Raw genomic sequence first — 23,356 nt, 5'->3', positions numbered from 1 at the left:
TCAGCGTTCCTTGATGTAGGGCTGGCTGGCAGCCCGGGGTGGCGTGGCCTTGCCCACGAAGCCGGCGAGGATCACCACCGTCAGGATGTAGGGCAGGGCATCCATCACCTGCACCGGGATGACGATCCCGCCGAGGTTGATGTTCTGGTAGCGCAGTGCCACCGCCTGCAGCAGCCCGAAGAGCAGCGTCGCATAGAGCGCGTACCACGGCCGCCACTTGGCGAAGATCAGCGCGGCGAGGGCGATGTAGCCCCGCCCTGCCGTCATGTCCTTGGTGAAGCCCGCCTGCAGCCCGGTCGCGAGGTAGGCCCCCGCCAGCCCGCAGAGCACGCCGCAGATCACGATCGCCGCGTAGCGCAGCCGCACGACCGAGACACCGGCGGTGTCCACGGCGGCGGGGTTCTCCCCCACGGCGCGCAGACGCAGGCCGAAGCGGGTGCGGAACAGCACCCACCACGTCAGGGGCACGCAGAGGAAGGCCACGTAGACCAGCATGGAATGGCCCGAGATGAGCTCGTAGTAGAGCGGGCCGAGGACGGGCACGGGCTGGAGGCTCTCGGCGAAGGGCAGGGTCAGCGGCTCGAAGCGGGCGCCGCCGAAGAGCGAAGGCGTGCGCCCGCCCTGGCTGAACCAGTGCTGCGCGATCAGCACGGTGATGCCCTGCGCGAACATGGTGATCGCCACGCCCGAGATCAGCTGGTTGCCGCGGAAGGTGATCGAGGCCAGACCGTGCACCAGCGACAGCATGGTCGAGGAGACGACCGCGGCCAGCACGCCCAGCCAGACCGATCCGGTGACATAGGCGATGGCTCCGGAGAAAAGCGCGGCGATCAGCATCTTGCCCTCGAGCCCGATGTCCACGATCCCCGCCCGTTCCGAGTAGAGCCCGGCAAGGCAGGCCAGCAGCAGCGGCGTCGCAAGGCGGACGGTCGAGTCGAGGACCTGGAGCAGCGTCATGTAATCCATGGCTCAGCCCTCCTGCCGGCGGCGCAGAGCGAGGAACAGCCGTTCCAGCGGCAGGCGCACCATGTTGTCGAGCGCTCCGGTGAAGAGGATCACCAGCGCCTGGATCACCACGATCAGCTCGCGCGGGATCTGGGTCCAGAGCGCCAGCTCGGCCCCGCCCTGGTAGAGGAAGCCGAAGAGGATCGCGGCCAGCAGCACGCCGAAGGGGTGGTTGCGCCCCATCAGCGCCACGGCGATGCCGATGAAGCCCGCGCCTTCGGTCGAGTTCAGCACGAGGCGCTCTGCCTCGCCCATGACGTTGTTGACGGCCATCATGCCCGCCAGCGCGCCCGAGATCAGCATCGCGATCATGATGATCTTCACCGGCGAGATCCCGGCATAGACCGCCGCGCTCTCGCTCTTGCCATAGGCGCGGATCTCGTAGCCCAGCTTGGTGCGCCAGATCAGCAGCCAGACCGCGACGCAGGCTAGGAGGCCGATCAGGAAGGCCACGTTGGCCGGGGCCGCCTTGGAGAAGTTGATGCCGATGGGCGCTAGGATTTCGTGCAGCGTCGGCAGGTTGGTCGCCTCGGGGAAGCGCGCGGTGGCCGGGTCCATCGAGCCCATGGGCTTGAGCACATTGACCAGCAGGTAGTTCAGCAGCGCGCCCGCGATGAAGTTGAACATGATCGTGGTGATCACGATATGGCTGCCGCGCTTGGCCTGAAGGTAGGCCGGGATCGCGGCCCAAAGCGCGCCGAAGGCAGCCGCTGCAAGGCCCGCGCCGAGCACCGCCAGCGTCCAGTGCGGCCACGGAATGAAGAGGCACATCAGCGCCACGCCAAGGCCCCCCAGCGTCGCCTGACCTTCACCGCCGATGTTGAACAGCTGCGCATGGTAGGCGACCGAGACGGCCAGCCCGGTGAAGATGAAGTTGGTCGCGTAGTAGAGCGTGTAGCCCCAGCCGTAGGTGGAGCCGAGCGCCCCGTCGACCATCAGCTTGACCGCCGCCCAAGGGTCTTCGCCGATGGCGAGGATCACCAGCGCCGAGATCAGCGCCGCCAGCAGCAGCGAGATGAGCGGGATCAGGACGATATCCGCCCATGCCGGCATCTTGTCCATGGATCAGGTCTCCGTTGCGGGAAGGGGGGCGGGGGCGGTGTGACGACGGGCCGGGGCGGTCGGACGCACCGGGCCGCGACGGGCGGCGGAAGGGGCGGTGCGGGGATCAGCCATTGGGCGGCGTGCCCCCGTCTTCCACGGCCTTCATGTTTTCTTCGATTGCCTTCCACTCGGGCTGGTCGGGTTCGCCCTCGATCCCGGCCATCAAGAGGCCCAGTTCGCGTTCGTCCGCCGTGGCGGGATCGCGGAAGCCCATGATGCGGCCATCGAACATGACCGCCACCCGGTCGGAGAGCGACATGATCTCGTCCAGTTCGACCGAGACCAGCAGGATCGCCTTGCCCTGATCGCGCAGGCGCACGATTTCCTGGTGGATGAACTCGATCGCGCCGATGTCCACGCCGCGCGTGGGCTGGCCCACCAGCAGCAGGTCCGGATTGCGCTCGATCTCGCGGGCGACGACGATCTTCTGCTGGTTCCCGCCCGAGAAGTTCTTGGCCGCGAGGCGCGGGTTCGGCGGACGCACGTCGAAACGCTCCATCTTGCCTTCGGTCTCGCGCAGGAGCCCCGCGTTGTCCATCAACAGGCCCTTCTGGTAGGCCGGATCGCGGTGATAGCCGAAGGCCACGTTCTCCCACGCGGCGAAGTCCATGATCAGGCCCTCGCGCTGCCGGTCTTCGGGCACATGGGCGATACCCGCGGCACGCCGCGCCATGCCGTCGGCACTGTGGCCCGACAGGGCCAGCGGCTGACCGTTCAGGGTGATTTCGCCCTTGGCGTTCAGGATCTGGCCGCCCAGAACCTGCATCAGCTCGGACTGGCCGTTGCCCGCCACCCCCGCGATGCCGAGGATTTCGCCCGCGCGGATGTCGAGGGAGATGCCGCGCAGCCGTTCCACGCCCTGGCCATCGGTGACTTGCAGGTTCTTGACCGACAGCACCGTTTCGCCCGGCGTCGCGGGTGTCTTGTCCACGCGCAGCAGCACCTTGCGGCCCACCATCAGCTCGGCCAGCTCCTCGGGGCTGGTCTCGGCGGTCTTCACGGTCGCCGTCATCTCGCCGCGGCGCATCACGCTCACCGTGTCGGTGATCTCCATGATCTCGCGCAGCTTGTGGGTGATCAGGATGACCGTCTTGCCCTCCTTGCGGAGGTTGTCGAGGATGCGGAATAGGTGGTCGGCCTCGGCCGGCGTCAGCACGCCGGTGGGCTCGTCCAGGATCAGGATCTCGGCCTGCCGGTAGAGCGCCTTGAGGATCTCGACACGCTGCTGGTGCCCGACGGAGAGTTGTTCGATCACCGCGTCGGGATCGACGTTCAGCTCGTATTCGCGCGACAGGTCCGTCAGCGAGCGCCGCGCCTTGGCCAGCGAGGGGCGCAGCAGGGGCCCGTCCTCGGCGCCGAGGATGACATTCTCGAGGACGGTGAAATTCTCGACCAGCTTGAAGTGCTGGAACACCATGCCGATGCCCGCCGCGATGGCGGCCTGGCTGTCGGGGATGGAGGTGGGTTTGCCGTCGATCAGGATCTCGCCGCGGTCGGCCTTGTAGAACCCGTAGAGGATCGACATGAGCGTGGATTTACCGGCGCCGTTTTCGCCGATGATCCCGTGGATCGTGCCCTTCTTGACCGAGATCGAGATGTCCTTGTTGGCCTGGACGGGTCCGAAGGCCTTGGAGATCCCTCTCAGTTCAATGGCTGGAGCGGCAGTTGCCTGCCGCTCCTCTGTCTGCGTTGCGCCGGTCACGGGATTACTGGACCGGGCAGGTGCTGTCGGCCATGTAGTCGTGCACCTCGATCTCGCCCGAGGCGATCTTGGTGGCGGCATCGTCCACGGCGGCTTTCATCTCGTCGGTGATCAGCTCGGCGTTGAACTCGTCGAGGGCATAGCCCACGCCGCCGTTGCCGAGGCCCATGACGTTGATGCCGACCTCGAGGTCGGTGCCCGCCTTCATGGCGTCATACACCGCGTTGTCGACGCGCTTCATCATCGAGGTCAGGACCGAACCGGGGTGCATGTAGTTCTGGTTGCTGTCCACGCCGATGGAGTAGATGCCTTCGTCCGCGGCTGTCTGCAGCACGCCCACGCCCGAACCGCCGGCCGCGGCATAGACCACGTCCGCGCCTTGGCTGATCTGCGCCTTGGTCAGTTCCGAGCCCTTCACCGGGTCGCCCCATGCGGCGGGGGTGGTGCCGATCATGTTCTGGATCACGGTTGCATCGGGGTTGGCCGCCTTGACGCCCTGCGCATAGCCGCAGGCGAACTTGCGGATCAGCGGGATGTCCATGCCGCCGACGAAGCCCACGGTGCCCGACTTGGAGGCCATCGCGGCCAGCATGCCGACGAGGTAGGAGCCTTCGTGCTCGTTGAAGACGACCGAGCGGACGTTGGGCTGATCGACGACCATGTCGACGATGGCGAACTTGGTGTCGGGGTAGTCGGGGGCGACTTCACCCAGCACGTCGCCGAAGGCGAAGCCGGTCATGATGATCGGGTTGGCGCCCGATTCGGCGAAGCGGCGCAGGGCCTGCTCGCGCATCGCTTCCGAGGTCATCTCGATCTCGCGGAAGCTCTCGCCGGTCTCGTCGGCCCAGCGGGTCGCGCCGTTGAAGGCGGCTTCGTTGAAGCTCTTGTCGAACTTGCCGCCAAGATCGTAGATCAGCGCAGGCTCGGCGGCGACGGCACCGGCGGTCAGGGCGAGGCCTGCGGCCGCGCCGAGGAATTTCGTCATCAGGGTCATTGTCGTCTCCCGGTTGGTGTCAGGCGCCCGGTGCACTTGTCCGGCCCGGTCGCGCCTGCGGATCTTGGTTGATCAGACACGATTTAGGACTGAGCCCCCTTTGGGGGTCAATAGCAAACTCACCCGCCCCGGCGTCGGATTGCCTAACGGAACCGGGGGTTACGTCAATTGCTTGCTCATGATTTCAGCATCCACGGCATCGCCTTGCGGCGGGTGGTAATAGCCCCGGCGCCGTCCCGTGAGTTGCCAGCCCGCACCGGTATAGAGCTGGCGCGCCGCATCGTTCGTCACCGCCACCTCGAGGAAGGCGGTCGTCGCCCCCCGTGCCCGTGCCGTCGCCTCGAACGCCGCCAGCAGGCGGGCGCCGCTGCCCCGGCGACGGGCGGTGGGTTCGACGGCGATGGTCAGCAGTTCGGCCTCATCCGCGATGACGCGGCCAAGGATGAACCCCGACGCGCCGTCCGTCTCGACAAAGCAGAGCGGCGAGGCGAGGAAATCCGCGAAATCCCGGGCGGGCCAGGGCGCGGGCATGACGAAGCTCGCCCCGTGGATGCGGGCGAGGTCGTCGGGTGTCATATCGGGCGTCATCCCGGGCGCCATTTCAGGCATCATCGAGAATACGCGGCGCCGGGTCGCGCGGCGGGGCGGCATCGGCGGGCTTGAGGTAAAGGGGCGCGGGGGCGGTGAGCCCCTCGGTCCCGGCCTGCGCGGCGACACGGGCGATGGCCTCGGCCAGCGTGGGGCCCGCTGGGGGCAGGGCGGGATCGCCGGCCTCTGCCGCGGGCAGGAGTTCGGGCGTGCCGCCGGGGGCGAGGACATAGAGGTGATCGCGCGGGGCCGATACGGCGGCGGTGCGCCCGGGGGCCAGTAGCGCGATGGCCTCGAAGGTGCTGACCCCGACCGCGGGAATGTCGAGCGAGAGCGCCAGCCCGCGCGCGGCGGAGACGGAGATGCGGATGCCGGTGAAATTCCCCGGGCCGACGCCCACGCCGATGCGGTCAAGCTCGGCCCAGGTGACGCCGCCCTCGGCCAGCACCTCCTCCAGCAGGGGGAAGAGCCGTTCGGCCTGGCCGCGGGTCATCTCCTCGGCGCGGGCCACCAGCAGGGTGTCACCCCGCAGCAAAGCGGCCGCGCAATGCGCGGCCGATGTGTCGAACCCGAGGGTCAGAAGATCGGACATGAGACCGGGTCAGACCGCCACGGGGCGGACTTCGGTCACTTCCGGGATGTAGTGCCGCAGCAGGTTCTCGATCCCCATCTTCAGCGTCAGCGTGGAGGAGGGGCAGCCTGCGCAGGCGCCTTGCATGTGCAGGTAGACGACGCCGCGGTCGAAACCGTGGAAGGTGATGTCGCCACCGTCCTGCGCCACGGCGGGCCGGACGCGGGTGTCGAGCAGTTCCTTGATCTGGCCCACCACTTCGCCGTCGGGGCCGTCATGCTCGGCATGGCCTGCCGGTGCGACGCCCTCGCCCGCCATCACGGGCTGGCCGGACTGGTAGTGCTCCATGATCGCGCCGAGGATCGCCGGCTTGATATGGTCCCATTCCGTTGCTTCGGTCTTCGTCACGGTGACGAAGTCATTGCCGAAGAAGACACCGGCAACGCCGGGCACGGAGAAGATGCGGGTCGCGAGCGGCGACGCGGAGGCGCCCTCGGCGGTGGGGAAATCGGCTGTGCCGGTGTCCAGCACGGTCTGACCCGGCAGGAACTTCAGCGTGGCGGGATTCGGGGTGGATTCGGTCTGAATGAACATCTGTGGCCCCTGTTTTGCTGTGGCAACCTATATGCGCCTCGTCCCGCTCCGGGTCAAGGTTTGGAATCATTCTAAATTGGCGGCCATCTCTCGAGGGCCCGTCAGGTGATGGCTTCCAGCCGTTCCTTGGACATGTCGCCGGGAACGATGGTGACGGGCACCGGCAGGCTGCCGGAATTGCGCGACATCTGGGTGACGAGCGGGCCGGGGCCCGCCTTCTCGGTGCCCGCCCCGAGGACGAGGACACCGATCTCGGGGTCTTCCTTGATCTGCGCGAGGATCTCGGGCACCGCCTCGCCTTCGCGGATCACCAGCTCCGGGTCGACGCCCTGCCGGTCCCGCATCCATTTCGCGAAGACCTCGAAATGCGCCACGATGCGCTCGCGGGCCTCTTCGCGCATGATGTCGCCCACGCCGAGCCAGTGGTTGAACTCCTCCGGCGCGATGACCGAGAGAATCGCCACCCCGCCGCCGGTGTTGGCAGCGCGCATGGCGGCAAAGCGCATGGCGTTCAGACATTCACGGCTGTCATCGAGGACGACGAGAAACTTGCGCATGGTGATATGACCCCTCTTCGGCGCGGATCATGACAGCCGGGCGAGGGGCAGGCAATGGGCTAGCGCCATGCGCGAATTGCAAGGCGCGTCCGGCAGGGCCGCCCCTTGTTGATGCCGCACCCGCGGAGACCGGCAGGGGCGAATGGGGCCAACAGGGCTTGCGCGAAACCCTCCTTGCGCTATACCCCGCCCTCGCGCGGAGGGCCGGATGGCCGCGGCAGCCTGCTGTCGAGGAAAGTCCGGACTCCACAAGGCAACGGTGCCGGGTAACGCCCGGCGGGGGCAACCCCAGGGAAAGCGCCACAGAAAACAGACCGCCCTGGCCGGACCATCGGGTCCGTCTTCGCAAGAAGGGGCAGGGTAAGGGTGAAACGGTGGGGTAAGAGCCCACCGCGGGACGGGCAACCGGACCGGCACGGCAAGCCCCACCGGGAGCAATGCCAAATAGGGACCCCGTCGCGGGCCGGTCGCGCAAGCGATACCGCCGCAGGATCGCCTTGGTTCGAGGGTCCGGGTTGGCAGCTACAGGCGCGGGGGCAATCCCGCGTCCAGATGAATGGTCATCCAGGGGATTTTTTCCCCGGACAGAATCCGGCTTACAGGCCCTCCGCGCAAAAAATTCCAAGCCTCAGGGAACCCGTTGCAGGCGTTCCGGAAAATCACGCCGCCGTGCGGCCCCGGGAGGGGCGCGTGATCCATTTTCCGCCGATGATTTCGCGGCTGACAGGCGCTAACGTGCCTGCGTCCAATGATTTTTTCGGGGAACCGCAAGAGGGGAGGCGGGTTGTGCTGCCGATGACAACGCGGCCTGCCTCATCCCTCGAACGGCGGGCCTTCCTGAGGAGGACCAAGTTATGAAAACGATGTTCCAGACCACCAGCCGCGCCGCCCTGATTGCCCTGATGGCCGCAGCCCCGATTTCCGCCGCCTACGCACAGTCGGCGACCGAAGAAGCCCCCGCTGACGCACAGGTCATGCCCGAAGCCGATGCCGCCGCCTCCGCCGAGGCAACGGCGCCTGAGGCCGGTGCCACCGACGAGATGGCTGCCGAAGAGACCATGCCGACCGAGGAGTCGACTGACATGGCCTCGGACGAGGCGATGCCCTCGGACGAGTCGACCGACATGGCCGCCGACGAGATGACCCCTGCTGACGGTTCCACCGACATGGCGGCCGACGGCACGATGCCGGCAGACAGCGCCACCGGCATGGGCACCGATACCGCCGCCGACACGGACATGGCCGCGGCCGAAGAGCCCGCCAAGCCGGTGGACGGTCAGATTACCATGCAGGACGGCGACACGATCCTCGCACAGGATCTGCTGGGCGCCACCGTCTACAACGACATGGACGAGAACGTCGGTGACATCTCCGACTTCATCATCTCCATGGACGGCAACGTCGAAGGCGTCGTGATCGGCGTGGGTGGTTTCCTCGGCCTCGGTGAGAAATCCGTTGCCATCGAGATGGCCGCTCTGGACGTGGTCGCCGACGATGCCGGCAACCCGCGCCTCGTGACCTCGGCCACCCAGGCCGACCTCGAAGCGGCGCCCGAGTTCGTCACCGCCGACGAACAGGCTGCAGAGGCCGACAACGATGCCATGATGAACTCCGGTTCGGCTGGCACCACGGCCCCGGTGGAATAATCCGGCCCGACACTTGGGGCCGCACTGGCGGTCCCGCGCAGGGGGTGGCTTCGGCCGCCCCCTGTTTCGTTCCGGCCTGCTCCCGCCGGGAGGGGCCGTTTTTCTGCCTATTCCGCCAAAAACCTCGCCGATGGTGGTTGACTCATCGTCGGGCATCGGTAAAAGGCGGGCTTCATGAGATTTCACGGGCGACGTGCACCCTTCAGGGTGCCGCACCCCGCGCAGGAGAAGACAAATGGCGAAGCCGACCACCATTAAGATCCGCCTGAACTCGTCCGCGGGCACGGGCCACTTTTACGTGACCAAGAAGAACGCTCGCACGATGACCGAGAAGATGACCGTACGCAAGTACGACCCGGTCGCGCGGAAGCACGTCGAGTACAAGGAAGGCAAGATCAAGTAAGCCCTCCGACGGACTGACAAGATGCAAAGCCGCGCCCTTCCAGAGCGCGGCTTTTCTCTTTCCGGGTCGCGCCCTGTCTCCCTCTTCCGACAGGACATGATCCCATGTGTGACACGCTCACGATCCGCCCCGCCGCGCCCTCGGACGCCGACGCCCTCAGTCGGTTGCTCAGCCGGTCCTACCGCGCGCTCCTTGCCGCCGACTATGCCCCCGCGCTCCTGACCGAGGCGCTGCCCTACATCGGGCAGGCCCGGCCCGCGCTCTTGGGCTGCGGCACCTATTTCCTCACCCAGGACAGCGATGGCCGCCTGCTCGCCGCCGGTGGCTGGACGGACACCTCGCCCCACGGGCGCGCCGCCCGCACCGGCGAGGCTCATATCCGCCACGTGGCCGTCGACCCCGACGCCGTCCGGCAGGGCCACGGCCAGCGGCTTCTGGGCCATATCCTTGCCCATGCCCGCCACGCCGGTGTCACACGTGTGCATTGCCTCTCGACGCTCACGGCCGCAGGCTTCTACCGCGCGCAGGGCTTCGAGACGCTGGCGAAGGTCGAGACCCGCCTCGTGCCCGGCCTCTACTTCCCGGTGGTCCAGATGCAGCGCAGCCTCGCCTGACGCCCCATCCACTGTTTCCAAGTATCCTCGGGGGAGGGGCCGCCGGCCCCGGGGGGCAGACAGCCCCCTCCCGCGCCCGAGGCCCGCGCAGGCGCGTCCTCGCCACGGATGCCTTGCCCGAGGCGCGGCCTTCCCCTAAGAGGCAGGGGCCGAAAAGTGGTGGGCCGGTTGGTTAACCCGGTCCCCTGTTGCCCCGCGCGGCAGGCACGCACCTCGCCCGAGGATCCCGCGGCATCCACCCGACACCGGGGGATGCTTCGTCGTGACCTGCCGGGCCCGCTGCATCTCCCCTCAAGGAGCACAGAATGCAGCACACGAAATCCCTCGTTCTCACCGCCCAGGTCTTCATCTCCCTGATGATGGCCGCCGCCATGACACTGATCATGGGCTACGTTCAGGCCGGGCCGCAGCCCGACTGGCTGGCGCACTGGGGCTGGAGCTTCCTCCGCGCCTGGCCGATCGCTTTCGTCCTGTCGCTGGCCGTAGGACCATTGGCCTTCCGCCTGGCCGTCCTCGTGCATCGCTGCCGCACCTGACGGGTGCGGTCGCATGCAGATGCGGAGGCAAAAGGCGCAGTCCCAACCAGACAGCGCCGCAAATGAAAAGGGCCGGTCCCGCAGGACCGGCCCTCGAAAGGCGTCAGGCTGGAAGGGCTTACTCGCGGTTGCCCATCAGCTGAAGCAGGAACATGAACATGTTGATGAAGTCCATGTAGAGGTTCAGCGCGCCCATGATCGCGGCCTTGCCCAGCCATTCGCTGTCGCCGGTGTGGGCGTGCTGCAGGTAGGTCACCTTGATGTTCTGGGTGTCATAGGCGGTCAGGCCGGCAAAGATCAGCAGGCCGAGGATCGTGATGCCGAAGGCCAGTGCGCCCGAGCCGATGAAGATGTTCAGGATCGAGGCGACGATCAGGCCGATCACACCCATGATCAGGAAGGAGCCCCAGCCGGAGATGTCCTTCTTGGTGGTGTAGCCCCAGAGCGACAGGCCCGCGAAGGAGATCGAGGTCACGAGGAACACCTGGGCGATCGACATGCCGGTGAAGGCCACGAAGATCCAGCTCAGCGACAGGCCCATGACGGCTGCGAAGGCATAGAAGAAGAGCTGCGCGCCAGCGGCGGACAGCCGGTTGATGGCTGCACCGAAGGCGAAGATCATGCCCAGCGGGGCGAACATGATGATCCAGCCGAGGATGTTCGGCTTGAGGGTCATCGGATCGCGGAAGACGCTCAGAAGCTCGGGGCTGGAGCCCACGGCCCATGCCACGAGGAAGGTCAGGAACATGCCCACGGACATCGTGCCGTAGACCTTGTTCATGTGGGCGCGAAGGCCCTCGTCAATCGCGGCGCTGCGCGTGCCGGCAGCGGTGCGCATCGTGTTGAATTCAGCCATTCAAGCCTCCCGAAAACAGGTCAATGTCCCATGCGGGACCGTTCGCTTCGAAATATCGGGAAGGAAGGGGCACATTTCAAGAACTTGTGTTCTCGAAATGGTGTCATCTGTCTGACAATTACGTCAGCGCCCGCCGGTCCGGCCAAATGGGCCGCTCCGGCGGGCGTGCGGCCCGCGCAGCGGGCCGACGAACCGGGCCAGTCGATCTGGCGTGGATGCCCGCGGGACGCAGCGAGGGGGCGCTGTCCGCGGGCGGTCCGGTCCGCAAGGGGCGGGGTCAGCCGCGCAGGCCGCCGAGATCCCAGATCGGGCGCTGCGCTTCCTTGAGCGCCTCGGCACGGGTCACCCCGATGTCGTTGAGCAGGGCGTCGTCCAGTTCGGCCAGCTTGGTGCGGCTGCGGGACACGGCCATGAGGGTGAACAACCAACCCAGAATCGCAAATTGCGGCCGGGGGGTCGTCACGGTGCGGGTGTTAAGTTGCGTGAAGGTCGCCATCTCTTCCATCCTTTCCGTTTGCTGATAAGTCCGGCGTATTGAATTATTTCTGTTGATGGATATGGCGCAGTATGATCAATATTGAAAATGAATGTTCTTTCGGTCTGGCATCAATATTGGTGATGATATGAGAAACCTCGACATGACCGCCCTGCGCAGCTTCGTGGCGGTGGCCGACCATGGCGGCGTCACCCGGGCGGCGGGGGTGCTGAACTTCACCCAGTCCGCCGTCTCCATGCAGCTGAAAAGGCTGGAGGATCTGCTGGGTCTTGCGCTGCTGGACCGGGCCAACCGCCGGGTGGCCCTGACCGCAGAGGGCGAGCAGCTGCTGGGCTATGCCCGCCGCATGGTGGAGATGAACGACGAGGCCATGTCGCGCCTGACCAGCAAGGTTTTCGAGGGCGAGATTCGCCTCGGCGTGCCTCATGACATCGTCTACCCGGTGCTGCCGAAGGTGCTGCAGCGTTTCAACGCCGAGTTTCCGCGCATGAAGGTGCATCTCGTCTCGGCCTACACGACCGCGCTCAAGGAAGATTTCGCGCGGGGCGAGCTCGACATCATCCTGACCACCGAGGTCTCGGTGGGCGAGGGGGGCGAGACGCTGGACCAGCGCCCGCTGGTCTGGATCGGCGCGCCCGAGGGCTCGGCCTGGCGGCAGCGGCCGCTGCGGTTTGCCTCCGGTCGGAACTGCCTGTTCCGGCCCCGCGCGATTCGCGCGCTGGAGGAGGGGGGCATCGACTGGGAAAACGCGGTCGAGACCGACAGCGACCGCACCGTCGAGGCGACGATCTCGGCCGACCTCGCGGTGGGGGCGATGATCGAGGGCACGGAGGCCTCCTACCTCTCGACCATCGATCACGGCGGCGACCTGCCTCAACTGCCCGCGCAGAACATCAACATGTACCTTCAGCCCCGCACCGCCGGCGAGGTGACGGAGCGGATGGGAGACATGCTGCGCGCCCACTTCCGCTGCAAATAGGTCAGATCGTGATCACCACCTTGCCGGTGGAGCGGCGGGTGCGGAGCAGGTCCAGCCCCTCCTCAGCGCGCGCCAGCGGCAGCAGGTGACTGATGTGAGGCTTGATCCTGCCCTCGCCGTGCCAGGCGACCAGCTGGGCGAGGCTCTCGGTGATCACCTCGGGGCGGAACTTGAGGTAGCCGCCCCAGTAGAAGCCCATCAGGTCGATGTTCTTCACCAGCATGTGGTTCGGCTTCACCTCGGGCAGTTTGCCGCTGGCGAATCCGATCAGCAGGATTCGCGCCTCGGGCTTGCAGGCCCGGAAGGCCGCGGTGAAGAGATCGCCACCCACCGGGTCATAGACCACGTCGGCCCCGCCAAGCGATTTCACCACTTCGCGGAGGTCGTCGGAGCCGCTGTCGATCACGTGATCGGCACCCGCATGACGTGCAATCTCCAGCTTCTCGGCGCCGCGGGCGCAGGCGATCACCCGGGCGCCCATCAGCTTGCCGATCTCCACCGCGGTCAGGCCCACGCCCCCCGCCGCCCCCAGCACCAGAAGGGTTTCACCGGGCGCCAGCCGTGCTTTGTGCTGCAAAGCAACGTGGCTGGTGCCATAGGCGATCTGCAGGGCGGCGGCGTCTTCGAAACTCATCGTTTCCGGTATCGCAACAACCCGTTCGACGGGGAAGCACCCGTATTCGGCGAGCCCGCCCGACCCACCGTAGATCGCGACTCGTGTGCCGGGCGCCGGTCCGGTGGTGTCGGGGCCAAGGGCCTCCACGATCCCGGCGACCTCCATCCCCATGGTGATCGGCAGCGGTGGCATGTCCTGATACTTGCCCTCGATCATCAGCGTGTCGGCGAAATTCAGGCCGCAAGCCTTTATCCTCACGAGGATTTCCCCGGACGCGGGAATCGGTGTCCCGGTTTCGGTCCAGACCGGCGCCGCGCCGAATTTTTTGATTTGCAGGGATTTCATCAGAACCTCATCCTGTGGAGCCGGTGCAGCCTAGCGGCGGAGGCGCCCGCGGCGCAACGCTCCTCCGGAAGGGCTGAAAACAAGGGGTTTGGCCGTCTATTGTCGCATCTGGAGACAGCTATGCAGGGTTCCCGCTAGAATTGTCGCCGCTGCGCGGAGTTACTCGCGTGTCGTGTGTATCTTTCTTGATTTGAAGGTCAAAGCTGTTACGATCAACGCCACGCTGAAGGGATGCACGGCGTAATTTAACTAGGGACTGGGTTGGGGCGGCGTTCAGGCGCTCCTCTTCTTATGCCCGCACTAGTAAGGTAGTTGAAGGAGCCGCCATATGACTCACCCTGTAGATGTTCATGTTGGTAAACGCATCCGTCATCGTCGCTGGCTTGTCGGAATGACCCAGCAACAATTGGCAGAGCGTGTCGGGATCAAGTTTCAGCAGATCCAGAAGTACGAGACCGGTGCCAACCGTGTCAGCGCATCCCGCCTCTGGGACATCGCCGATGCGCTGGACGTGCAGGTCAGTTTCTTCTTCGAAGGGCTGGAAGACGGTCAGACCGAACGTGAACAGGGCAATGTGCCCGCCGACCTGATGGGCGACAAGGAAGCCCTGGACCTGATCCGGTCCTACTATTCCATCCCGGAGAATCAGCGTCGTCGCCTGTTCGAGCTTGCCCGCGTCCTGTCCGACGTGGCTTGAGCGAAACGCTCTGCTGCGGTAGCCCTGCCCCTTGTACCACAGAGGCGGGGCGGACATGACACCTGAGCAGATCGCAGACATCATCGACACGGCCCATGCGTTGGCAGATGCCGCACGCCGGGCCGTGTTGCCCCATTTCCGGCGCACCGATCTGACCGCGGACAACAAGGATGCCGCGGCCTTCGATCCGGTCACGGTGGCCGACCGCGCCGCCGAGGCCGCCATGCGCGAGATCCTCGCCGCCCGCCGTCCCGAGGATGGCATCCTCGGAGAGGAGATGGGCAATTTCGAGGGCACCAGCGGCCTGACATGGGTGCTGGACCCGATCGACGGCACCCGCAGTTTCATCAGCGGCACGCCCACCTGGGGCGTCCTGATCGCGCTGTCCGACGACAGCGGCCCGATCTTCGGCATCATCGACCAGCCCTATACCGGCGAACGTTTCGTCGGCGGCCTTGGCGTCTCCGAGATGACCGGCCCGCTGGGCAAGGTCGCCCTCGGCGTCCGGCCTGCGCGGCCGCTTGCCGAGGCGACGCTCTTCTCCACCTTCCCCGAGGTCGGCACCCCCGCCGAGGGCGCGGCCTTCCGCGCGGTGGCCGGCGAAGTGCGCCTCGTCCGCTACGGCACCGATTGCTACGCCTATGCGCTGCTCGCGGCGGGGCAGATCGACCTCGTGATCGAGGCCGGGCTGCATCCCTACGATGTCGGTGGGCCGATTGCCGTGATCGAGGCGGCGGGCGGCATCGTCACCAACTGGGCGGGCGGCAAGGCCCATGGCGGCGGCCGGGTGCTGGCGGCGGCCAATGCCGAGGTCCACGCGGCGGCGCTGGCGATCCTGTCCGACGCCGGTCTCGACTGATCGGCGCGGGCGGCGTTCTTCAACTGCCCTGCCTCAGATGGCCGGCCTCGACAGACCGTCGCTGGCCGCCACCGACCGTGTCCAAACGGCGATCCGCTGCCTCTGACCCGTGCACATGGACGTGCCTACCCGAGGCCTCGCCATCCGCGTTGTCCCCTGCGGTCCCGCTCCGCCGCCCGGTCACACTGGCGTCGGGCGGGCTCTTCTGCGTAACTTATCCCGATCCCGCCACCGGAGGAGCGCCCCATGCCCGAGACCTTGATCCGCGGTGCAGACCGCATCCTCACAATGGACGACGACCGCAGCGAGCTGTCGGGCGCGGATATCCTGATCCGCGACGGCAAGGTTGCCGCCATCGGGCAGGGGCTGGAAACGACGGGCGAGGTCATCCCGGCCAGCGGCTGCGTCATCACGCCCGGCCTCGTGAACACGCATCATCACCTCTACCAGAGCCTCACCCGCGCGGTGCCCGGCGGTCAGGACGCGCTGCTCTTCGGCTGGCTGCGCACGCTCTACCCGATCTGGGAACGCTTCGGCCCCGAGGAGATGCATGTCTCCGCCCTCACCGGGCTGGCCGAGCTCGCGCTCTCCGGCTGCACGATGACCTCGGACCATCTCTACCTCTATCCCAACGGCGCGCGGCTCGAAGACACGATCGCCGCCGCGCGCGAGATCGGCCTGCGATTCCATCCCACCCGCGGCGCCATGAGCATCGGCGAAAGTGCGGGCGGCCTGCCGCCGGACAGCCTCGTGGAGCGGGAAGCCGCCATCCTCGAGGACATGATCCGCGTGGTCGATGCGTTCCATGATCCCTCCGAGGGCGCCATGGTCCGCGTCGGCCTCGCGCCCTGTTCGCCCTTCTCGGTGAGCCGCGAGCTGATGCGTGACGCCGCGCTGCTGGCCCGCGACAAGGGGGTGATGCTGCACACCCACCTGGCCGAGAACGACGAGGACGTGGCCTATTCGCTGGCGACCTTCGGCTGCCGCCCCGGACAATACGCCGAAGACCTCGGCTGGACCGGCCCCGACGTCTGGCACGCCCATTGCGTGAAACTCGATGGGCAGGAGATCGACCTCTTCGCCCGCAGCCGGACCGGCGTCGCCCATTGCCCCTGTTCCAACTGCCGCCTCGGCTCGGGCATCGCGCCGCTGCGCGCCATGCGCGACGCGGGCGTGCCGGTGGGGCTCGGCGTCGACGGCTCGGCCTCGAACGATGCGGGCAACCTCGTGCTGGAGGCGCGCCAGGCGATGCTGCTGCAACGCGTCGCCCGCGGGGCCGATGCCATGTCCGCGCGCGAGGCGCTGGAGATCGCCACCCGCGGCGGCGCGGATGTGCTGGGGCGGCCCGACTGCGGCCGCCTCGCCCCGGGCAAGCGCGCCGATATCGCCGTCTGGGATGTCTCGGGGGTGGAGAGCGCGGGCAGCTGGGACCCGGCTGCGCTGCTCCTCGCCGGTCCGACCCGGGTGCGCGACCTCTTCGTTGACGGGCGCGCGGTGGTCCGGGATCATCACATGGCGACGATTGACCTTTCCTCAACCCTCGCCCGGCAGACTGCCCTCGCCCGGGCCCTGATGGGCTGAGCGGGGCCTGACATCGCGAACACATCCAGCTGGCGCTGACGGCCGGTATCCCTGCCGCGCGGCGGCTGCTGATCGGAAGACACATGAGACAGAACCGGACCCGCGCGCAAAGGCCCCCTCGGCAGGGCGACGTCCAGACGGCGCGCGATCCTGCGCGTGATCCCGTGTCGGGCCTTCTGCTGCTTGGCGCGCTGCTCCTGCTCCTCTTGGCTGCGCTTCCGGTCGCCGCTTCCTCGGTGCCGACGGGCCTGCGCTTCACCGTCGATCCGGCCGCACAGGGCCAGTCGAGCGCCTCTCTCGCCGGGGAGGTGAACGAGATGCGCCGCCAGCAGGGGCTGCCGCTGTTGCGCAGCCTCTCAGAGCTGGACCGGATCGCCGCAGCCCGCGCCGCGGACATGGCGCGCAACGGCTACTTCAGTCACTACGATGGCCGCGGCGAGACGGTGGTCAAGCGCGTGCGCGAGTCAGGCCTCTCCGCCTGCCGCACCTCCGAGACCATCGCCTTCGGTCAGGACACGCCGCGACAGACCGCGATCGAGTGGATGCGCAGCCCCGGCCACCGCACGGCGATGCTCGACACGCGGGTCGACCATATCGGCACCGCCCGCGCGGTCGCGCAGGGCCGGGCCTACTGGGTCGCCGTGTTCGCGCGTCTCTGCTGACCGGCCAGTGCCGACCGCGTCTGCCGACGGGGGCAGGGGCCCTTCATCCACTGTTCCAAAATATCCTCGGGGGGAGTCGCGCCAGCGACGGGGGGCAGACAGCCCCCTTCCACCGCTGCGGACCGCACGCCGCCCGAGGGCGTGCATAGATCGCCCAAGGCAAGCGCCGCCTTCGAAACGGGACCCTCGCCCACATTTCCGTCTTGCACGTAGTGCCCAGCCGTGGCCCGGTCATCCCGGGTCACGCATGGGCGGGGGCGCCGCGGTGAGGCGCGCGCGTCAGTCTTCCTCGAAGGGATCCCACTCGTCCTCGACCTCGGGCAGGGCCTGCGCCTCCGCCTCCGCGGCGAGCGCCTCGGCGGTGCGCACCTCGACGATCTTGGCTTTCGGGAAGGCCGAGAAGAGCGCCTGCACCAGCGGATGGGACGAGGCCTCGGCCTCGATCGCCAGCCGCTGCGCATCGCGCTTCTGGGCGATGGTCTCCTCGCCCGGTTCGTTGCTGACGATCACGGCCCAGCGGTTGCCGGTCCAGCGCTGCAGGGCGCTGCCCAGCTTCTGGGCGATGTCCTTGGGGGCATCGTCGGTGGGGCGGAACTCGATCCGGCCGGGGCGATAGCTGACCAGCCGGACAAAGGTTTCCGCCTCCCATTGCAGCTTGGCGTCGCGATGGGCGCGGATCAGTTCGATGACATGGTCGTAGGTCGGATAGCGGGCGAGCGCCGCCTCGGCCTCCTGCGCGCGCAGGGCAACCGGGCCGCCGCCCCCGCCGCCGCCCGCGGGACGGCCGTAGGCCATGGTCCCGCCCGTGGCACCGGCGGGCATTCCGCCGCCCCCGTCGGGCCCGCGCCCGGGACCACCGCTCGGGCCCCCATTGGACCCGGCCCCCGGTCCGCCCGCGGGCCCGGAGGGCATCGGCGGCGGCGGGCTGTCCTGCAGCCGCCGGATCAGGTCCTCGGGCGAGGGCAGTTCGGCCACGTGGGTCAGGCGGATCACGGCCATCTCGGCGGCCATCATCGCGTTCGGCGCGACCGAGACCTCCTCCAGCGCCTTCAGCAGCATCTGCCACATCCGGGTCATGGCCCGCATCGGCAGCTGCTCCGCCATGGCCAGCCCGCGCTCGCGCTCGTCGGGGCTGACGGTCGGGTCCTCGGCGGCATCGGGGGTGATCTTCACCACCGAGATCCAGTGCGTGATCTCGGCCAGGTCGCGCAGCACCGCCCTCGGGTCGGCGCCGTCGGCATATTGCGCGGAGAGCTCGGCCAGCGCCGCGGCGGTGTCGCCGCGCATGATCGCCTCGTAGAGGTCCAGCACGCGGCCCCGGTCGGCGAGGCCCAGCATCGCGCGCACCTGTTCCGCCGTGGTCTCGCCCGCGCCATGGCTGATCGCCTGGTCCAGCAGCGAGGTGGCGTCCCGGGCCGAGCCTTCGGCGGCCCGCGTGATCAGCGACAGGGCGTCATCGGTGATCTGGGCGCTTTCCGACGTTGCGATCTTGCGCAGGAGCGCAATCATCACCTCGGGCTCGATCCGGCGCAGGTCGAAGCGCTGGCAGCGCGACAGGATCGTGACCGGCACCTTGCGGATCTCGGTGGTGGCAAAGATGAACTTCACATGGGCCGGCGGCTCTTCCAGCGTCTTGAGCAGCGCGTTGAACGCGCTGGTCGAGAGCATGTGCACCTCATCGATAATGTAGATCTTGTAGCGCGCCGAGGCCGCCCGGTAGTTCACGCTGTCGATGATCTCGCGGATGTCATTGACGCCGGTGTGCGAGGCGCCGTCCATCTCCATCACGTCGACATGGCGGCCTTCCATGATCGCGCGGCAGTGTTCGCACTGGCCGCAGGGCTCGGTGGTGGGGCCGCCCTCGCCGTCGGGGCCGATGCAGTTCATGCCCTTGGCGATGATCCGGGCCGTCGTCGTCTTCCCCGTCCCGCGGATGCCGGTCATGATGAAGGCCTGCGCGATCCGGTCGGCGGCAAAGGCGTTCTTGAGCGTGCGGACCATCGCCTCCTGGCCGACGAGGTCGGCAAAGGTCTCGGGGCGGTATTTCCGCGCGAGTACCTGGTAGGCGGGTTTGCTGTCTGTGGCGTCGCTCATGTTCGTTCCGGGCCCTGCTTCACCGCGCCAAGGTAAGGGGAGGGCGCGGCAAGATCCACCCGATAGCGGCTTCCCCCGCGCGGCACCTGTGATAGGCTCCGCCCATGCAGGCCGAGACCCCGGAAACCGCTTCGACATCGCGCGATTCGCGTGCGCCCTCCGCGTCCCTTTACTGGACGCTTTTCGCCATTTGGGGGCTGGCCTTCGTCGGCTCGTTCCTCGTGCCGCACCTGATCCCCGCGGGGCCCGGGATGCTCGTCTCCGGGATTGGGCGGGCCTTCTGGCTGGCCGGGCTGCAGTGCCTCGCCTCTCTGCTGGCGCTTGTGATTCTCGTGCGCGCCCGCGATTTCGCACCGGGCAGCCTGCCGCGCCGGGTGGCCTGGGGGCCGGCCGGGCTGGCGCTGCTGGTGGTCTGCGCGATGCTGCTGATGACGGTGACAGGCGCCTAGGGATGGTCCGGCGGGCTGCGCGGAATGCGCGGGATGCGGCCATCGCGGGCACCTTGTCGCAGCCGGGCCCGGAGAGGGCCGGTGCGCCTTGCCACCGGGCAGGGGGCCATGCATCGTGAGCCCGCGGGCCGGCGGGCACTCCGCCGCGGTTCGCAAAAGGCCCATAGGTTCAATGGTGTGCGCGTGTGATGTCTCCGGTTCTGGTGCTGGATAACCTCTCCTTCGGATGGCCCGGAGCGCCCAGGGGCGTGCTCGACATCCGCAGCCTCTCTCTGGCGGCGGGGGAGAACCTGTTCCTGCGCGGTCCCAGCGGGTGCGGCAAGTCCACGCTGCTGTCGGCGATCGCGGGTATGGTCAACGTGGGCCCCGGGCAGATCCGCGTCGCAGGTATCGATGTCGGCACGCTGAAAGGCGGCGCACGGGACCGGTTCCGGGTCGAACACATCGGGATGATCTTCCAAGTCTTCAACCTCGTGCCGTGGATGAGCGCGCTCGACAACGTGCAACTGCCCTGCCGCTTCTCCGCCGCACGGCGGGCCCGCGCGGGCGGCGATCCCGGGGCGGAGGCGCATCGCCTGCTCAGCGCGCTGCACCTGCCGGAGGCGGCGCACCGGGCCCCGGCCCGCACCCTCAGCATCGGCCAGCAGCAGCGCGTCGCCGCGGCCCGGGCGCTGATCGGCGCGCCGGAGCTGATCCTCGCGGACGAGCCGACCTCGGCACTGGACGAGGACGCCAAGGCGGCCTTCGCCGACCTGCTGGCCGCCGAATGCGCGGCGGCGGGGGCGGCGCTGCTCTTCGTCAGCCATGACCGGGGGCTGGAGGGACGCTTCGACCGGGCGCTCGACTTCCGCGACCTGAACCGGGGGATCGCGCCATGATCGGTGTCGCGCTCGGCAGCCTGTGGAACCGGCGGTTCGTGGCGGCGCTGACCATGGCGTCGATCGCCCTCAGCGTGGCCCTGATCCTCGGGGTGGAGCGGCTGCGCACCGAGGCGCGCGACAGTTTCGCCAATTCCGCCTCGGGCATCGACCTGATCGTCGCGGCGCGGGGCAACCCGGTGCAGATCCTGATGGCGACGGTCTTCGGCGTGGGCTCTGCCGGGCCCGGGATCAGCCGCGACACCTACGAGATGGTCGCCGCCCGGCCTGAGGTCGCCTGGGCAGTGCCGATGCAGATGGGCGACAACCATCGCGGTTTCCCGGTGATCGGAACGACCGATGCCTATTTCACCCGCCTGCGCCACAGTGGCGGCCAGCCGCTTGTCTTCGCGCAGGGTGTCCCCTTCGAGGAAGGGGATGCGGCTGGCGCCGTGGTGGGGGCCGAGGTGGCCGCGCGGTTCGGCTATGCGCCCGGGACAGTCATCGTGAATGCCCATGGCGCCGGGGCCGTCGCCTTCGATGTGCATGAGGACGCGCCCTTCACCATCACCGGGGTGCTGGAGCGGACCGGCACCGCCGTGGACCGGATCGTGCTGGTGTCGCTGGCCGGGTTCGATGCGCTGCACGCGGCGCGCGGGCCGGTGGCGGCGGATCCCTTCGACGATCCGCTGGCCGGAAGTGGTCTCGCCGCGCCGGGCGCCGGTGAGCCCGCCATACCGGAGGCGCTCGCCGTGGAAGATGATGCAGCGCCGGAAGGGCACGGGGGGCATCCGGTGGACCATGACCCGGAGGCCGAGGCGGCGCAGGACGCCGATCATGCCCATGACGTTGATCACGCGCATGAGGCCGACCACTCCGCAGCCGAAGATCACGAGCATGACCCCGACCACGATATGGCGACGGACCACGCCCATGATGTCGACCCAGCTGCCGGGGGGGCAGAGGGGCAGGCGGATCACGGTGATCACGATCACGACGACCCCGAGCATGACGACCACGACGGCCACGACCACGACGACCACGGGCACGGGGCGGAGGATGTCCCCGATGCGCACGCCGGTCACGAACACACACCCGACCTGCTGAATGCGGTCTACGTCGGGCTGGCGGATCGCGGGGCGGTCCTCGGCCTCCAACGCGCCTTCTCGGAGTACCGGGGTGAGGCGATTTCGGCCGTGCTGCCCAATGTCGCCCTGCTGGAACTCTGGTCGATCACCGGCACGGCGGAGACGGCGCTGCAACTGATGGCCTGGGCCGTGGCGTTGGCGGGGATCACCGGCATGGTGGTCATGCTGAGTGCGACGCTGGAGGCCCGACGGCGCGAGTTCGCGATCCTGCGGTCGGTGGGGGCGACGCCCGCGCGGGTCTTCGCGCTGATCCTGATCGAGGCGGCGGTTCTGACGCTGGGCGGGCTGGCGCTCGGCTCCCTTCTGCTGACCCTGGCGACCCTGCTGGCCGATCCGATCCTCTCGGCCCGCTTCGGGATGCGCATCGGTGCGGGCTTGGCGGGGCGGGGAGAGCTTGCCATGATGGGGGCGATCCTGCTGGCGGGACTCGCCGCCGCGCTGCTGCCCGCGCTGCGGGTCTACCGGATGACACTCGCCGACGGGTTGAGCCCGCGCATGTAACACTGAACGGGACCAGGGCCGGGCTTCCGGCGGAGATGAAGGGACCCTACCGATGACGACGCGACCTCTGCTGCTTTCCGCCTTCCTCCTCGCGGCCGGCGCCTCGGCCCTCTGGGCCACACCGCGCGAGCTTTCCTGGGCGGATCTCTCCCCGCCGAGCACGGCGCTGGAAAATCCCTTCGAGAACCTGACGCCCGACCAGCTCGACACCCTGCGCGCCATCGTGCGGATCGAGAGTGGCGGCGGTGACATGGAGAAGGCGCAGGCCCTGCGGGCGGAGATGGCCACGCAGGGGCTCGACGTGGATGCCCTCTTCACGGCGCGCACGGCGATCATCGAGAACCGCAGCCGTGCGGCTTCGGCGGTCAGCACCGACCTGCTGGGCGAGGACGTGCGGATGCCGGGCTATTTGCTGCCGCTGGAGTTTCGCGATGGCAAGGCGGTGGAGTTCCTGCTTGTTCCCACGGTGGGCGCCTGCATCCACACCCCGCCGCCGCCCGCCAACCAGATGATCCACGTGCGCTATCCGGAAGGTATCGAGGTCGCCGGGCTCTATACCGCAGTCTGGATCGAGGGCACGCTGGCGATGGAGACCTCGGTCCAGACGGTGCGCTATTCGGACGGCCAGTCCAACGTGGCGGTAAGCTACATGATGCAGCCGGACGCCGTGACGCTCTACTGACAGCGCGCCTCCGGAGCGCCGTCGCCGCGGGACGGACAGCTCTGCATGTCACACCCGACGACACCGCGTCGGGTGCGGCTCCACGGCGCTGCTGCCGCAGGACGGCAAGCCCGGCAGTTTCGCCCGGGCCGTCTGAGCCCGCATCAGCGACACGCCCCGGCAAGACGCGGAGGGCCCCACGACATGGCGGCCTATCTCGCCGACGAAAGGGGAGATAGGG

25 protein-coding genes and 1 other RNA gene are annotated in these 23,356 nt (G+C 68.1%); 14 read left to right on the top strand and 12 right to left on the bottom strand.

All coding sequences use genetic code 11. The features are described 5' to 3' along the window. From ACX9MO_RS04550 to ACX9MO_RS04515, 8 genes are all read right to left on the bottom strand, one after another. Complete coding sequence (locus tag ACX9MO_RS04550) at positions 1–966, bottom strand: ABC transporter permease (RefSeq protein WP_462213674.1); 966 nt, start codon at positions 964–966, stop codon at positions 1–3. A 3-nt stretch (positions 967–969) separates the two neighbouring features. Beyond that, positions 970–2,067: an ABC transporter permease gene (locus ACX9MO_RS04545; RefSeq protein ID WP_462213673.1), complete on the bottom strand. Its 1,098-nt coding sequence runs from the start codon at positions 2,065–2,067 to the stop codon at positions 970–972. Positions 2,068–2,173: 106 nt separating this feature from the next. After that, entirely contained in the window at positions 2,174–3,811 is a 1,638-nt protein-coding gene (locus ACX9MO_RS04540; protein WP_462213672.1) for an ABC transporter ATP-binding protein, read from the bottom strand. A 4-nt stretch (positions 3,812–3,815) separates the two neighbouring features. Further along, positions 3,816–4,805 (bottom strand): BMP family lipoprotein, encoded by a 990-nt coding sequence (locus ACX9MO_RS04535; protein WP_222491821.1) that lies wholly within the window; start codon positions 4,803–4,805, stop codon positions 3,816–3,818. Between the two features lie 159 nt (positions 4,806–4,964). Then, positions 4,965–5,381 carry a GNAT family N-acetyltransferase gene (locus ACX9MO_RS04530; protein WP_462213671.1) on the bottom strand — a complete coding sequence of 139 codons (417 nt, stop codon included), beginning with the start codon at positions 5,379–5,381 and terminating at the stop codon, positions 4,965–4,967. Positions 5,382–5,406: 25 nt separating this feature from the next. After that, complete coding sequence (tsaB, locus tag ACX9MO_RS04525) at positions 5,407–5,985, bottom strand: tRNA (adenosine(37)-N6)-threonylcarbamoyltransferase complex dimerization subunit type 1 TsaB (protein WP_462213670.1); 579 nt, start codon at positions 5,983–5,985, stop codon at positions 5,407–5,409. A gap of 9 nt (positions 5,986–5,994) precedes the next feature. After that, positions 5,995–6,558, bottom strand: a complete 564-nt coding sequence (locus ACX9MO_RS04520; protein WP_222491827.1) for a NifU family protein — start codon at positions 6,556–6,558, stop codon at positions 5,995–5,997. Between the two features lie 101 nt (positions 6,559–6,659). Beyond that, complete coding sequence (locus ACX9MO_RS04515) at positions 6,660–7,115, bottom strand: universal stress protein (RefSeq protein WP_222491829.1); 456 nt, start codon at positions 7,113–7,115, stop codon at positions 6,660–6,662. A 196-nt stretch (positions 7,116–7,311) separates the two neighbouring features. Here ACX9MO_RS04515 and rnpB point away from each other — a divergent pair. The 5 genes from rnpB to ACX9MO_RS04490 all read left to right on the top strand — a co-directional run bounded on the left by rnpB (position 7,312) and on the right by ACX9MO_RS04490 (position 10,314). Beyond that, positions 7,312–7,730: RNase P RNA component class A (rnpB, locus tag ACX9MO_RS04510), an RNA gene on the top strand. A gap of 239 nt (positions 7,731–7,969) precedes the next feature. Further along, positions 7,970–8,761, top strand: coding sequence for a PRC-barrel domain-containing protein (locus tag ACX9MO_RS04505; RefSeq protein ID WP_462213669.1), 792 nt, complete (start codon positions 7,970–7,972; stop codon positions 8,759–8,761). 235 nt (positions 8,762–8,996) lie between these two features. Then, positions 8,997–9,164: a 50S ribosomal protein L33 gene (gene rpmG / locus ACX9MO_RS04500; protein WP_008885060.1), complete on the top strand. Its 168-nt coding sequence runs from the start codon at positions 8,997–8,999 to the stop codon at positions 9,162–9,164. 104 nt (positions 9,165–9,268) lie between these two features. Then, positions 9,269–9,778 carry a GNAT family N-acetyltransferase gene (locus ACX9MO_RS04495; RefSeq protein WP_222491833.1) on the top strand — a complete coding sequence of 170 codons (510 nt, stop codon included), beginning with the start codon at positions 9,269–9,271 and terminating at the stop codon, positions 9,776–9,778. Between the two features lie 305 nt (positions 9,779–10,083). Beyond that, on the top strand, positions 10,084–10,314 hold the full coding sequence (locus ACX9MO_RS04490) for a DUF2798 domain-containing protein (RefSeq protein ID WP_222491835.1): 231 nt from the start codon (positions 10,084–10,086) through the stop codon (positions 10,312–10,314). A 118-nt stretch (positions 10,315–10,432) separates the two neighbouring features. Here ACX9MO_RS04490 and ACX9MO_RS04485 read toward each other — a convergent pair whose 3' ends face one another. Both ACX9MO_RS04485 and ACX9MO_RS04480 read right to left on the bottom strand, forming a co-directional pair. Further along, positions 10,433–11,170, bottom strand: a complete 738-nt coding sequence (locus tag ACX9MO_RS04485; RefSeq protein WP_222491837.1) for a Bax inhibitor-1/YccA family protein — start codon at positions 11,168–11,170, stop codon at positions 10,433–10,435. Between the two features lie 277 nt (positions 11,171–11,447). Further along, positions 11,448–11,666, bottom strand: coding sequence for a DUF1127 domain-containing protein (locus ACX9MO_RS04480; protein WP_222491839.1), 219 nt, complete (start codon positions 11,664–11,666; stop codon positions 11,448–11,450). Positions 11,667–11,793: 127 nt separating this feature from the next. Here ACX9MO_RS04480 and ACX9MO_RS04475 point away from each other — a divergent pair, with 127 nt between their 5' ends. Then, a complete protein-coding gene (locus tag ACX9MO_RS04475) occupies positions 11,794–12,645 on the top strand; it encodes a LysR family transcriptional regulator (RefSeq protein ID WP_462213668.1) in 852 nt (283 codons plus the stop codon). A 1-nt stretch (position 12,646) separates the two neighbouring features. Here ACX9MO_RS04475 and ACX9MO_RS04470 read toward each other — a convergent pair whose 3' ends face one another. After that, positions 12,647–13,606, bottom strand: coding sequence for an NADPH:quinone oxidoreductase family protein (locus ACX9MO_RS04470; RefSeq protein ID WP_462213667.1), 960 nt, complete (start codon positions 13,604–13,606; stop codon positions 12,647–12,649). A 328-nt stretch (positions 13,607–13,934) separates the two neighbouring features. Here ACX9MO_RS04470 and ACX9MO_RS04465 point away from each other — a divergent pair, with 328 nt between their 5' ends. From ACX9MO_RS04465 to ACX9MO_RS04450, 4 genes are all read left to right on the top strand, one after another. Next, a complete protein-coding gene (locus tag ACX9MO_RS04465; protein ID WP_222491844.1) occupies positions 13,935–14,303 on the top strand; it encodes a helix-turn-helix domain-containing protein in 369 nt (122 codons plus the stop codon). Between the two features lie 55 nt (positions 14,304–14,358). Beyond that, entirely contained in the window at positions 14,359–15,162 is an 804-nt protein-coding gene (gene hisN, locus ACX9MO_RS04460) for a histidinol-phosphatase (RefSeq protein ID WP_462213666.1), read from the top strand. A 246-nt stretch (positions 15,163–15,408) separates the two neighbouring features. Then, entirely contained in the window at positions 15,409–16,743 is a 1,335-nt protein-coding gene (locus ACX9MO_RS04455) for an 8-oxoguanine deaminase (protein ID WP_222491848.1), read from the top strand. A gap of 164 nt (positions 16,744–16,907) precedes the next feature. Beyond that, positions 16,908–17,405 (top strand): CAP domain-containing protein, encoded by a 498-nt coding sequence (locus ACX9MO_RS04450; RefSeq protein WP_222491850.1) that lies wholly within the window; start codon positions 16,908–16,910, stop codon positions 17,403–17,405. Positions 17,406–17,684: 279 nt separating this feature from the next. On the opposite strand, the gene ACX9MO_RS04445 is transcribed toward ACX9MO_RS04450, so the two are convergent. After that, positions 17,685–19,499 (bottom strand): DNA polymerase III subunit gamma/tau, encoded by a 1,815-nt coding sequence (locus ACX9MO_RS04445; RefSeq protein ID WP_462213665.1) that lies wholly within the window; start codon positions 19,497–19,499, stop codon positions 17,685–17,687. 104 nt (positions 19,500–19,603) lie between these two features. On the opposite strand from ACX9MO_RS04445, the gene ACX9MO_RS04440 reads away from it, so the two are divergent. The 4 genes from ACX9MO_RS04440 (at position 19,604) to ACX9MO_RS04425 (ending at position 23,136) form a co-directional block, all read left to right on the top strand. Then, entirely contained in the window at positions 19,604–19,948 is a 345-nt protein-coding gene (locus tag ACX9MO_RS04440) for a hypothetical protein (protein WP_462213664.1), read from the top strand. Between the two features lie 188 nt (positions 19,949–20,136). Further along, complete coding sequence (locus ACX9MO_RS04435) at positions 20,137–20,826, top strand: ATP-binding cassette domain-containing protein (protein ID WP_462213663.1); 690 nt, start codon at positions 20,137–20,139, stop codon at positions 20,824–20,826. Continuing rightward, the gene (locus ACX9MO_RS04430) at positions 20,823–22,454 is read left to right on the top strand and encodes an ABC transporter permease (RefSeq protein ID WP_462213662.1); all 1,632 of its coding nucleotides are present in this window, start codon (positions 20,823–20,825) and stop codon (positions 22,452–22,454) included. Before ACX9MO_RS04435 ends, ACX9MO_RS04430 begins: the two co-directional genes overlap by 4 nt. A gap of 52 nt (positions 22,455–22,506) precedes the next feature. Continuing rightward, entirely contained in the window at positions 22,507–23,136 is a 630-nt protein-coding gene (locus ACX9MO_RS04425) for a DUF3299 domain-containing protein (protein ID WP_462213661.1), read from the top strand. The last annotated feature ends 220 nt before the right edge of the window (positions 23,137–23,356 follow it).

The sequence above is a fragment of the Pseudooceanicola profundus genome, assembly GCF_054919315.1.
Note: the sequence above shows the minus strand (reverse complement) of the source record. Positions and strands in the feature narration are given on the sequence as shown.

Coding starts and splice junctions, on each gene's coding strand:
- ACX9MO_RS04520 (WP_222491827.1), bottom strand. CDS start 6,558: ATGTTCATTCAGACCGAATCCACCCCGAATCCCGCCACGCTGAAGTTC.
- tsaB (WP_462213670.1), bottom strand. CDS start 5,985: ATGTCCGATCTTCTGACCCTCGGGTTCGACACATCGGCCGCGCATTGC.
- ACX9MO_RS04430 (WP_462213662.1), top strand. CDS start 20,823: ATGATCGGTGTCGCGCTCGGCAGCCTGTGGAACCGGCGGTTCGTGGCG.
- ACX9MO_RS04495 (WP_222491833.1), top strand. CDS start 9,269: ATGTGTGACACGCTCACGATCCGCCCCGCCGCGCCCTCGGACGCCGAC.
- ACX9MO_RS04440 (WP_462213664.1), top strand. CDS start 19,604: ATGCAGGCCGAGACCCCGGAAACCGCTTCGACATCGCGCGATTCGCGT.
- ACX9MO_RS04530 (WP_462213671.1), bottom strand. CDS start 5,381: ATGACACCCGACGACCTCGCCCGCATCCACGGGGCGAGCTTCGTCATG.
- hisN (WP_462213666.1), top strand. CDS start 14,359: ATGACACCTGAGCAGATCGCAGACATCATCGACACGGCCCATGCGTTG.
- ACX9MO_RS04445 (WP_462213665.1), bottom strand. CDS start 19,499: ATGAGCGACGCCACAGACAGCAAACCCGCCTACCAGGTACTCGCGCGG.
- ACX9MO_RS04475 (WP_462213668.1), top strand. CDS start 11,794: ATGAGAAACCTCGACATGACCGCCCTGCGCAGCTTCGTGGCGGTGGCC.
- ACX9MO_RS04470 (WP_462213667.1), bottom strand. CDS start 13,606: ATGAAATCCCTGCAAATCAAAAAATTCGGCGCGGCGCCGGTCTGGACC.
- ACX9MO_RS04550 (WP_462213674.1), bottom strand. CDS start 966: ATGGATTACATGACGCTGCTCCAGGTCCTCGACTCGACCGTCCGCCTT.
- ACX9MO_RS04545 (WP_462213673.1), bottom strand. CDS start 2,067: ATGGACAAGATGCCGGCATGGGCGGATATCGTCCTGATCCCGCTCATC.
- ACX9MO_RS04480 (WP_222491839.1), bottom strand. CDS start 11,666: ATGGCGACCTTCACGCAACTTAACACCCGCACCGTGACGACCCCCCGG.
- ACX9MO_RS04485 (WP_222491837.1), bottom strand. CDS start 11,170: ATGGCTGAATTCAACACGATGCGCACCGCTGCCGGCACGCGCAGCGCC.
- ACX9MO_RS04490 (WP_222491835.1), top strand. CDS start 10,084: ATGCAGCACACGAAATCCCTCGTTCTCACCGCCCAGGTCTTCATCTCC.
- ACX9MO_RS04455 (WP_222491848.1), top strand. CDS start 15,409: ATGCCCGAGACCTTGATCCGCGGTGCAGACCGCATCCTCACAATGGAC.
- rpmG (WP_008885060.1), top strand. CDS start 8,997: ATGGCGAAGCCGACCACCATTAAGATCCGCCTGAACTCGTCCGCGGGC.
- ACX9MO_RS04425 (WP_462213661.1), top strand. CDS start 22,507: ATGACGACGCGACCTCTGCTGCTTTCCGCCTTCCTCCTCGCGGCCGGC.
- ACX9MO_RS04515 (WP_222491829.1), bottom strand. CDS start 7,115: ATGCGCAAGTTTCTCGTCGTCCTCGATGACAGCCGTGAATGTCTGAAC.
- ACX9MO_RS04435 (WP_462213663.1), top strand. CDS start 20,137: ATGTCTCCGGTTCTGGTGCTGGATAACCTCTCCTTCGGATGGCCCGGA.
- ACX9MO_RS04465 (WP_222491844.1), top strand. CDS start 13,935: ATGACTCACCCTGTAGATGTTCATGTTGGTAAACGCATCCGTCATCGT.
- ACX9MO_RS04535 (WP_222491821.1), bottom strand. CDS start 4,805: ATGACCCTGATGACGAAATTCCTCGGCGCGGCCGCAGGCCTCGCCCTG.
- ACX9MO_RS04505 (WP_462213669.1), top strand. CDS start 7,970: ATGAAAACGATGTTCCAGACCACCAGCCGCGCCGCCCTGATTGCCCTG.